This window comes from Streptomyces flaveolus (assembly GCF_000716535.1).
Lineage (GTDB): Bacteria > Actinomycetota > Actinomycetes > Streptomycetales > Streptomycetaceae > Streptomyces > Streptomyces flaveolus_A.
Genome location: NZ_JNWV01000092.1, coordinates 1 through 5,572, shown reverse-complemented (window position 1 = coordinate 5,572; position 5,572 = coordinate 1). Strand labels below are relative to the sequence as shown.

The 5,572-nt window shown below is 66.6% G+C and carries 6 protein-coding genes and 2 pseudogenes; 7 read left to right on the top strand and 1 reads right to left on the bottom strand.

Translation table 11 applies throughout. The features are described 5' to 3' along the window. Positions 1-1,077: 1,077 nt before the first annotated feature. From OO52_RS54480 to OO52_RS54465, 4 genes and pseudogenes are all read left to right on the top strand, one after another. Positions 1,078-1,515: a GAF domain-containing protein gene (locus tag OO52_RS54480; protein ID WP_234340020.1), complete on the top strand. Its 438-nt coding sequence runs from the start codon at positions 1,078-1,080 to the stop codon at positions 1,513-1,515. A gap of 46 nt (positions 1,516-1,561) precedes the next feature. Then, a complete protein-coding gene (locus OO52_RS54475; RefSeq protein ID WP_324608336.1) occupies positions 1,562-1,846 on the top strand; it encodes a PP2C family protein-serine/threonine phosphatase in 285 nt (94 codons plus the stop codon). A 22-nt stretch (positions 1,847-1,868) separates the two neighbouring features. Next, positions 1,869-2,042 carry a hypothetical protein gene (locus OO52_RS54470; protein ID WP_324608335.1) on the top strand — a complete coding sequence of 58 codons (174 nt, stop codon included), beginning with the start codon at positions 1,869-1,871 and terminating at the stop codon, positions 2,040-2,042. 11 nt (positions 2,043-2,053) lie between these two features. Continuing rightward, a pseudogene (locus OO52_RS54465) lies at positions 2,054-2,506 on the top strand (SpoIIE family protein phosphatase); the annotation flags it as partial. Between the two features lie 189 nt (positions 2,507-2,695). On the opposite strand, the gene OO52_RS45090 reads toward OO52_RS54465, so the two are convergent. Next, complete coding sequence (locus OO52_RS45090; RefSeq protein ID WP_053211374.1) at positions 2,696-3,256, bottom strand: TetR/AcrR family transcriptional regulator; 561 nt, start codon at positions 3,254-3,256, stop codon at positions 2,696-2,698. Positions 3,257-3,616: 360 nt separating this feature from the next. Here OO52_RS45090 and OO52_RS45085 point away from each other — a divergent pair, with 360 nt between their 5' ends. The 3 genes and pseudogenes from OO52_RS45085 to OO52_RS45070 form a co-directional block, all read left to right on the top strand. Further along, positions 3,617-4,327, top strand: a complete 711-nt coding sequence (locus OO52_RS45085; protein WP_030941026.1) for an SDR family oxidoreductase — start codon at positions 3,617-3,619, stop codon at positions 4,325-4,327. A 15-nt stretch (positions 4,328-4,342) separates the two neighbouring features. Further along, positions 4,343-5,131 (top strand): annotated as a pseudogene (locus tag OO52_RS50575) (IS5 family transposase). 108 nt (positions 5,132-5,239) lie between these two features. Beyond that, the coding region (locus tag OO52_RS45070; RefSeq protein WP_037671503.1) for a hypothetical protein at positions 5,240-5,572 on the top strand (333 nt) is incomplete at its 3' end.

Genomic DNA, 5,572 nt, shown 5'->3' with positions numbered 1-5,572 from the left:
ACCCGCTGCCCTCGCCACCCTCCAAGCCCGTGTCATCGCCCTCAGCAGGGACCCCAACGACAAGATCAAGAAGACGTGTTAATGATCTGCAAGCCCTTAGGCGACTCCCGTCGCGGTCCGTCGCGACACCCACCCGCGTGATCGAGTTCCGCAGAAGCGACAGCCGGCAACTATCCGATCCGGCATTCGGCAAACGAGGCTTCAACAGCAGCGGGTAGGCCGAGGAGTAGAGCATCTGCCTCCAAATCCGCCACGGCGTGCCTCAATGGTCAAAACCACAGCGTGCAGTACTTTCCGATTGCAGTCCCATACTCCATCCTGTCGGGAGAAAAGCCGTGGCGGAAAGCAGAGAACCCACACGGGTAGAGAAAATCAAGGATGCACTCAGTGCTGCCCCGCGTTTCATCGCCGAGACGGCAACGGTCCTGGACTCGGACATGAAGACGGTCCTCAGAGAAGGATCACCTGACTGGATCTGCATGCCCACTCCGCCAGGCCAACCAGCTCCGGGCCCCATGTGCCTCGACCCTACGTGGATGCAGTTCGCCAGGGAGGTCATGCAGGGTAGAACGCCAACGATCGACCGCATCGGCATCTCCTACATGCTGATGGGTGAAACCGGCGCTGACTTCGATGATCTAATGGCGGCAGAGCCTCCTCCCGGGAAAGACTGGTACAGGGCTGGGCCGCATGAGATGTTCTGTTTCCCCCAAGGAACCGGTCACATCCTGCGGGGAATTGGGCACGACCCCTCGTCGGGACAACCTTATGTGAGGCCGGTCCCAGGGGCAGAACCCATGCTCGTCGTTCCCATCGCCAAGCCGGGCGAAGCAGCCTGCGGCTGTCGAAGCGACTGCCCCTGCTGTCAGAATTCAAGGAGAATCGGCTCTGAGTCCAGTGCTTGACACGCCCTTGAGCGACTGAACCCCGGAGCGGGAGCGGCCCGGCGATGGCCGGCCGGTGGCGAGAGCCGGCTGATCACCCTCGCGACCGACCGCCGCCCCACTCCCTCGAGAAGTTGCCCAGGAACTGGCGGCCTTCGCCGCCGAACACCTCGCAGACCTCGTCGCCGTCGACTTGATCGCTTCGGTGCTTCATGACGAGCGGACGCGAGCAGCGACCTCGGCCCAGACGTTTCAGCGGGTCGCCGAACAGTCCGCGTCGGGAACATGTCCGAGCCGGCTCTCCGCGCAGGGAACACACACATACTCCGCGGGATCAGAGCCGGATCAGGCACTGACCACCGGACAACCTGTGCGATGCTCCATCGTCGCTTCCTCCGTCCCGAACTGGCTGGCGGAGACGCCAAGGCAGCAACGCGAGCTACACGCTTCCGCGCCGGACCCGGTGCTGCTTGTGCCCTTGCGCGCCCGGGGCGCACCGCTCGGGCTCGCCCAGCTCCTCCGCTACCGCTCCGACGAGCCTTTCACCGACGACGATGTACTGCTGGCCCGGGAGATCGGGTCTCGGGCGGCCCTCTCCATCGACAACGCCCAGCGCTACCTACACCTATGAGCGTTCCACCGAGCTGACACTCCAGCACAGCCTCTTGCCGCGGCACGTGACCACCCGAACCGCAGTGGAAGCCGCCTTCCGCTACCTCCCCAGCAGCTCGCGCACAGGCGTGGGAGGAGATTGGTTCGACGTGATTCCCCGGTCGGGCGCCCGGGTGGCCCTTGTGGTGGGCGACGTGGTCGGCCGAGGTCTGCGTGCCGCCGCCACCATGGGCAGGCTGAGGACGGCCGTTCGCACTCTCGCGGACATCGACCTGATGCCCGATGAGCTGCTGACTCACCTGGACGACGTGGTCATCCGCCTCAGCGCGAAGAGTCCCGAGGAGCGGTGAGATCAGCGCCACCTGCCTCTATTTGGTCTACGACCCGGTCTCCCGGCTGTGCTCCGCAGCGAGCGCCGGCCACGTTGCTCCAGTCGTGGTCCGCCCACCGGAAAAGCGTTCTGCGGTGCGAGCCCATCCAGGCAGTCACCGTCCGCAGCTGCCGATCGGCCCCTGCTGGGCTTGGGAGGGCTCGCCTTCGGGATAGCCCACTTTGAGGTGCCGGAAGGAAGCCTGCTGGCCCTGTATACCGACGGCTTGATCGAAAGCAGACACAGGGACGTGGATACGGCACTGAAGCTCCTCGGCAGCCTGCTCGCTGATGCGTCGGCATCACTGGAAGCAACATGTGACGGCCTCCTGTCCGCGATGCTGCCCAACCGCCCGGCTGACGATGTCGCCCTGCTGGTGGCACGTACTCAGGCGCTCGACGCAGGACACGTAGCCAAGCTGGACCTTCTCTCCGATCCCGCCGCGGTCTCCGGTGCCCGCGCCCTTGCGGCCGAGCAACTGGTGAGGTGGGGCTTGGAGGAACTGGCCTTCACCACGCAACTCTTGGTCAGCGAACTGGTGACGAACGCGATCCGCTACGCAAGCAGCCCGCTGCAGTTGCGCTTGATTCTCCAACCCACCACCTTGCAACGCGAAGTCTCCGACTCCAGCAGCACGGCTCCGCGTCTACGACGCACCCGGGCTTACGACGAAGGTGGGCGTGGCCTGCGCCTGGTGGCTCGGAATGACGGAACGCTGGGGCTCGCGATACACGCGGGACGGGAAGGTCATCTGGACGGAACAGTCCCACACCGGCTCGTGATCGCCGGCCCTCGTCCAACGCGGCGTCTGCGGATGACCCCGCTCCGGTCAGGTGGTGGTGTGGGTGCGGTCGGGGTCCATGGTCTGCTGAAGAAGTTCGATCAGCGCGTTGAACGGGGCGGGGTCGTCCATCGCACGGGAGACGACGAGCGCGCCTTCGAAGCCGGTGACCGCGGCGATTGCCCAGCGGCGCGCGTCCGGTTCCGTCGCGCCGCGCTCAACCAGGAGGGCGGCGAGTGTGTCGATTGACGTCTCGATGGCTGTGGCGGCCGACGCGAACAGAGCGGGGGAGGTGTGGCTGCTTTCGACGATGACCGCCCCGATCGGGCAGCCTTCCCGGAATCGGGTCGACACGGCGTGGTCCCGGGCTGCCGTGAGAAAGGCGATCACGACTTCCCGCGGGGTGTCGCACGTGGCAGCCAGTCGCGTCACTCGGGCGTTCTCGGACCGGCTGTGCGCGGTGATGACTTCACCGGCGAACTCGTCCTTGCCGCCGGGGAAGTGGAAGTACACGGAACCGCGTGGGGCGCCGCTCTCCGCGAGTACGTCGGAGAACGCGGTGCCCACGTATCCGCGGGTGCTGTACAACCGGCGACCCGCCTTGATCATTTTCTCGCGACTGTCAGACCTGGACGACACGGAGACAACGGTACCACCATTAGGTATGCGTATCGGCATAGGGGGATACGTCGTCCGAGCTCCCACCGTATCGACACTGAAGAGTTCCCTCGGCTCCTCGGCGGCATCGTGACCGACAACGCCGAGGTCTTCTGCAGTCAGGCCGTCGTCCCGTTGGTCCGCGAACCGACCAAGTAACCCGCCCTGCCCGCCGGGGCGTCCGGTGTGGACGGCGGCCTGATGCGGTCATGCGCGGCTGAAGTGGAAACCGATCGGCTACACTGCCGCACAACTGGAAACCGATCGGTTTCCCGATCGGTTTTCCACCCCCGAACGTGGAGTGTGAGTGTCATGACCGCGATCAAGGATTCCGTCGTCCTCGTCACCGGTGGCAGTCGCGGCATCGGAAAGGCTCTGGTGGAGGAGCTGTACGCACGCGGCGCGAGCAAGGTCTACGCCACGGCCCGCGACCCGCGCTCCGTCGCCCACCCCGACGCGGTGGCGCTGGCGCTAGAGGCCACCGACCCGGACTCGGTGGCCTCCGTCGCCGAGCAGGTGAAGGACGTCACCGTCCTGATCAACAATGCGGGGGCCGCGAGCCTCGGCAGCTTCCTGACCTCTTCGCTCGACGACATCCGCCGCGTGTTCGAGATCAATTTTTACGGCCCGCTGCTGCTCACCCGCGCTCTCGCCCCGGTGATCGAACGCAACGGCGGTGGCCACATCCTGAACGTCCTCTCGGTGCATTCCTGGTTCGCGCGCGCCGAAGGCGGCGCCTACAGCGCCTCCAAGTCGGCGTTCTGGTCGCAGACCAACAGCATGCGCCAGGCGCTCCAGCCACAAGGCATCCGCGTCACCGCCGTGCACATGGGCCTTGTCGACACCGACATGACAGCCAACGTAGACGCGCCCAAGATCCGCCCGCAGGACGTCGCAACGGCAGCCCTCGACGGCGTCGAGTCGGACGTTTTCGAGGTACTCACCGACGATCTCACCCGTTGGGTCAAGGGTGCTCTGGCCGGCGACCCGGTCGCCATGTACGAGCGACTCGCTGTCCGGTAACGTCGCTCAGCGCCCGTGCAGCCGTTGCTGCCCCGGTCCGAGCGGGGCAGCAGGCGGCTGGACGACCGGACGGTCCTCAACGGGATCGTGTGGAAGTTCCGGACCGGTACGGCCTGGCGAGACGTGCCCGAGCGGTACGGTTCCGGGGCCACGCCGCACGCCCGCTTCCGCCGGTGGGCCAAGGACGGCACCTTCGAGCGGATGCTGCAGGCCGCCCAGGCCAGGGCCGACGCGGCCGGGGGCATCGAGTGGCTGGTGTCGGTCGACTCCACGATCGTCCGGGCCCACCAGCACGCGGCTGGGGCGCGAAAAGGGGGCTTCGTGCCCCGGGACTCGGCCGGTCCAGAGGCGGCCTGACCAGCAAGATCCACTTGGCCTGCGACGCTGTGGGGCGACTGCTCGCCTTCACCGTCACCGGTGGCAACACCGACGACTGCACCCAGTTCACCGCCGTGATGGAGGCGATCCGGGTGCCCCGGCTGGGACCGGGGCGGCCCTGGGTCCGCCCCGGCCACGTCATCGGCGACAAGGGCTACAGCTCCAAGGCCATACGCACCTGCCTGCGGCAGCGGAACATCCGGCACACCATCCCGGAACGGTCCGACAGATCTGCAACCGGCTCCGGCGCGGCAGCCGTGGCGGACGTCCGCCGACCTTCGACCAGCAGGTCTACAAGCGGCGCGACGTCATCGAACGGAGCTTGAACCGCCTCAGGCAGTGGCGCGGCATCGCCACCGCTACGACAAGACCGCCGAGCCCTACCAAGCAGCCGTCACTCTCGCATCGCTGCTGATGTGGGCGTGACATTTGACGACAACCCACAGGGCTGCGACGAACAGCTCGCTGAGCAGGGACTTTTCGGCACAGTCCACCTGATCCTGTTCCAATTGGCGCGCGCCACCGCGAGAGGACATGAGACAGGCACTCAAAGCGCGGGCCAAGGCGTCGGGCCGTGCCCGGCGGACGCAACGGTTCGCTCTCATCGGCGTGGCCGCGTTCGCCGGAGCGTCGGCGGTCCCGCTGGTGGAAGGTGAGAGCCCCGACACGCAGTCGCTGGTGATCGCTGGGCTGCTCGTCGTGCTGCTGTTCGTGATACAGCCCTGGCTCATGGCCCGCCAGTTCCACAAAATCGCGTCCCGGAACGGGGCGTACCGCGCCAAGGTCGACGACTTCGGCGCCACCGTCAGCAACACAGGCGGCTCCAGCCAGCTCAACTGGACCGCCGCCCCGCATTACGCCGAGACC